This window comes from Gemmatimonadota bacterium, from assembly GCA_026702745.1.
GTDB lineage: Bacteria > JAAXHH01 > JAAXHH01 > JAAXHH01 > JAAXHH01 > JAAXHH01.
The window spans coordinates 1-4,125 of sequence record JAPPBT010000022.1 but is presented as its reverse complement, the minus strand read 5'-3'; the positions used below and the strand labels follow the sequence as shown (position 1 = coordinate 4,125).

Genomic DNA, 4,125 nt, shown 5'->3' with positions numbered 1-4,125 from the left:
GTCCTCCCCGTGCTGTCTATCAAGGTGCTCGGATTCATCCACCAGGCGGGCGACGACCCGGCAAAGGCCCGTCGCCACGGCCTGGTCTTCACCGCGGGCGTCCTGGCCTCCTTTCTCGCGTTGGCGGCCGTCCTGATCGCCCTGCGGGCCGGGGGGGAGCAGTTGGGCTGGGGATTCCAGCTCCAGTCGCCGGCCTTCATCGTCATCCTGTCGGTCATCATCTTCATGTTTGGCCTGAGTCTCTTCGGCGTCTTCGAGATCGGCACGTCGCTGGTCGGGCTCGGCGGACGAATGGATTCGGGCAGCGGACTCGGCGGATCTTTCCTGAGCGGCGTCCTGGCCACGGTCGTGGCCACGCCGTGCACCGCGCCGTTCATGGGCGTCGCCCTGGGATACGCCCTGACGCAGTCGGCGGTCCAGTCCCTGGCGATCTTCGGGTTCCTCGGCCTGGGCATGGCCCTGCCCTACCTGACCCTGTCATCCGTTCCCGCCCTGCTCAGATACGTCCCGAAACCCGGCGCGTGGATGGAATCATTCAAGCAGTTCATGGGCTTCCTCATGATGGCCACCGTGGTCTGGCTGCTCTGGGTGCTGAACCTCCAGACGGACCCCAACCTGGTCGCCCTCGTGATGGTCCTGCTGGTGCTGGTGGCCCTTGGAAGCTGGATACTCGGCCGCTGGGGAGGCATCGCTTCCGGCAGTCGTTCCAGGATGGCCGCGCGCGCTGCCGCCGCGGTGATCATCATTGCGGGCATGGCTGCCGTGCTGAGCCAGGTACCCGACCCGGCCAGGGCGGAACGTACCGCCGCGGCCCCGACGTTCAGTGCGGGACTGGAGTGGGAGCCCTTTTCCCGGCAGTTGGTGCAGGACCTGCGCACTTCGGGAAAGTCGGTTTTCGTGGACTTCACCGCGGCCTGGTGCCTGAGCTGCCAGGTCAACAAGCGCGTGGCGCTAAGCGACCGCCGCGTGGTGGAGCAGTTCGAGACCCTGGGCGTGGTCCCGGTACAGGCCGACTGGACGTCAAGGGACCCCGAGATCACACAGGCGCTTGCCGAATTCGGTCGCAACAGCGTCCCGCTGTACGTGCTGTATACGGGCGGTCCGGATTCCGAACCGGAGATCCTGCCGGAACTGCTCACGCCGGGCCTGGTACTGGATGCGTTGAAGAAGGTGGAAAGCGGGCGCGCTGCCAGCAGGTAGAATTTGAAGCAGATTGACGTTACTATTCACAAGGAGGACTTTCATGAAGAAGATTTTGATTCCGGCAGCCGTGGTGGCCGTTGCCGCCGCGTTCCTGCTGGTAAACTTCTCCACGCCGATGGCCGCCGGGGAAGCCAAGGTGGGGAACGCTGCCCCGGATTTTACGCTGACGGACACGAACGGCAACAGCGTGACGCTTTCGGACTATAGCGGCAAGTACGTGGTCCTGGAGTGGATCAACTACGACTGTCCTTTCGTGGCCAAGCACTACGACGCCAAGAACATGCAGGGCCTGCAGGACAAGTACCGCGAGCAGGGCGTGGTCTGGCTGGCCGTCAACTCGTCGGCCGAAGGCAAGCAGGGTCAGTTCTCCAATGATGAAATCCATTCGCGCCTGAAGAAGCACGCGTCGACCGTGGACGCCTACCTGCTCGATGGTAACGGCGACGTCGGCCGGACGTACGGCGCCACCCACACGCCTCACATGTACATCATCAACCCGGAAGGCACGCTGATCTACATGGGCGCCATCGACAGCATCAACTCGGCCAACATCGCCGACATACCCAAGGCCGACAATTACGTCGTCATGGCCCTGGACGCGGTATTTGCCGGCAAGGAAGTACCGGTCGAGATGACTCGTGCGTACGGCTGTACGGTGAAGTACTAGAGGTATACATCGGGTCGCGTCATCGACCTGAAGAAGTCGGTCCAAACGAAATTGCCGTTGTTGCCGCTCGTATGGCGACAACGGCAGTTTTGTTTCTATATACTCGTCACATGGGCGTTTGTGATCACGAGTGGTATCTGGAATGAAAGGCATATAAACTCGATAGTTCGCGAGGTTATTTTCGGTTTCTCTGACTAAACATATCGGACACGTAATCGCATCGGGAATCGCCGCATTGCCGGCACGATTGAAAGAGGAACCGAAGGCCATGGAACTTGCTCAACTGCTGATAACGCCGGCGACGCTATTATCAGCCTTCATCTTCTTCTGGAACCAGGCGAAGACCGGTAGGGACGAACTCAAGCGGGAACTCAATACGGTAAAGGATGAGCTGACTCGGCGGGCAGTCAGGGAGGTCCGGACACCACGGCGACTCGGCGGGCGGTCCGGGAGGTCCGGGAGGTCCGGGCAGTCCGTGAGGTCCGGGCAGTCCGGGAGGTCCGGGCAGTCCGGGAGGTCCGACTGACCTTAATGTTACCTTTGACTACGCTCCCTCGTTTTCTATATTCCTGAACAAGCGATACAAGGGTCCGGCGACACCGCAACGAACGGGCCGTTTCCGTTCGTTGCGACTGGATACCCGACCACGCGGAGGATACCCGACCAGGTGGAGCATCTCGCCAGGAGGTCGATATGGCCATGTTCGGCGACCCGGAAGACTTCGTCGTGATGAGCGAGCGGGAGAACTACCTCTACGACCTCCAGGGGTTTCTCGTAGTACGGAACCTGCTGTCCGCCGATGAGGTACGGGCACTGAACGACGCCCTGAACGCCCATCCCGACCGGACCGGCGAGCACGGACCGGGCGGCGCGCTGGACGGCACTCCGCTGGCGGGCTCCGATACGCAGTACGTTCACTACGAAGGCATGCTGACCTGGGATCAGCCCTGGTGCCAGCCCTTTCGCGACCTGCTCGCCCACCCGAAACTGATTCCCTATCTGAATACCATGATGGGCCGGGGCTGGAAACTGGACCATAACATCGACGTGCTCACTTCGAAATCGGGCGCCCAGGGTACGCCCTTTCACGGAAACAGCACGGGGATGTTCGCCGGGTCGACCTACTACATGTACGACGACGGACGCATGCGGAGCGGCCTGATCGTCTGCCAGTTCTACCTGACCGACGTAAATCCGGACGACGGCGGGCTGACCGTGATCCCGGGAAGTCACAAGGCGAATTTCCCCATGCCCGGATTCGTCCGCCACTACGAGGATCACCAGGACATCTTCCATCATATCACCGTGAAAGCCGGCGACCTGGTGATCTTCAACGAGGCCACGACCCACGGCGCGTTGCCATGGAAAGGTGCAGGCGAGCGTCGGTGCGTACTCCACCGGTACATCCCGAAATTCATGCACTACGAAGGCGGCGTCTACGAAACGCGCCTGCCCGAATGGACAAAGGAGCTCACCGAAGCCCAGCGTGCGGTGCTGGAACCCCCGTATATCTACAACCGCCCCCTGATCGAAGACGACGGCGAATCGATCGTTCGTCCCCGAAGGGAGGGCATTTAGCATAGCGCCTACCGGCATGAACCAACCATCCACGCCTTTCGCCACCATGGAACCCCATGAACAGTACCTCTTCGACTTGCAGGGGTTCATCGTGGTGCGCAACGCCCTTGTGCCCCAGCAGGTTGCGGCACTGAACGAGGCCCTGGACGCCAATCGCGACAAGCGGAAGGACGATACGGCAAGCAGCACGAGCGAGGCCCTGAAGGGCAAGCAGTTTCGCGGCCTCTACGAAGGCATGCTGACGTGGGAGCAGCCCTGGTGCCGGCCATTTCGCGAGGTGCTGGCCAATCCCCGAATCATCCCCTATCTGAACACCTTGTTGGGCCGGGGGTGGAAGATGGACCACAGTCCTTTCATCTTCACGTCCGAGGCGGGGACCGAGGGACTGCGCCTCCACGGGTACGGACAGGCCGAGTACAATGGATCCCGGTGCTACCACTACCAGAACGGCGCCATGCGATGCGGCCTGATCAACTGCCAGTACCAGCTGAGCGACGTGAACCCGGGCGACGGCGGGCTGTGCGTCATCCCGGGCAGCCACAAGGCGAACTTCACCCTTCCGGACGAAATCTCCCGCTACGAAGCCAATCAGGATATCGTGTACCACGTGCCCATGAAGGCGGGCGACCTGGTGACCTTCAACGAGGCACCGAACCACGGCACGCTGCCGTGGAAGG

The 4,125-nt window shown here is 61.8% G+C and carries 5 protein-coding genes; all 5 read left to right on the top strand.

Annotation, left to right across the window (positions count from 1 at the left end; translation table 11 throughout):
* Positions 1-1,200, top strand: a 1,200-nt coding sequence (locus OXH56_04240) for a thioredoxin family protein (GenBank protein ID MCY3554514.1), incomplete at its 5' end; no start/stop codon positions are given.
* Positions 1,201-1,243: 43 nt separating this feature from the next.
* Complete coding sequence (locus OXH56_04235; GenBank protein ID MCY3554513.1) at positions 1,244-1,870, top strand: thioredoxin family protein; 627 nt, start codon at positions 1,244-1,246, stop codon at positions 1,868-1,870.
* A gap of 268 nt (positions 1,871-2,138) precedes the next feature.
* Positions 2,139-2,396, top strand: a complete 258-nt coding sequence (locus OXH56_04230) for a hypothetical protein (protein MCY3554512.1) — start codon at positions 2,139-2,141, stop codon at positions 2,394-2,396.
* A 167-nt stretch (positions 2,397-2,563) separates the two neighbouring features.
* Complete coding sequence (locus tag OXH56_04225) at positions 2,564-3,448, top strand: phytanoyl-CoA dioxygenase family protein (GenBank protein MCY3554511.1); 885 nt, start codon at positions 2,564-2,566, stop codon at positions 3,446-3,448.
* A gap of 16 nt (positions 3,449-3,464) precedes the next feature.
* The coding region (locus OXH56_04220) for a phytanoyl-CoA dioxygenase family protein (protein MCY3554510.1) at positions 3,465-4,125 on the top strand (661 nt) is incomplete at its 3' end.

What these genes read in the sequence shown, in the direction of transcription:
- OXH56_04235 (MCY3554513.1), top strand. Translation starts at nt 1,244, where the DNA reads ATGAAGAAGATTTTGATTCCGGCAGCCGTGGTGGCCGTTGCCGCCGCG.
- OXH56_04230 (MCY3554512.1), top strand. Translation starts at nt 2,139, where the DNA reads ATGGAACTTGCTCAACTGCTGATAACGCCGGCGACGCTATTATCAGCC.
- OXH56_04225 (MCY3554511.1), top strand. Translation starts at nt 2,564, where the DNA reads ATGGCCATGTTCGGCGACCCGGAAGACTTCGTCGTGATGAGCGAGCGG.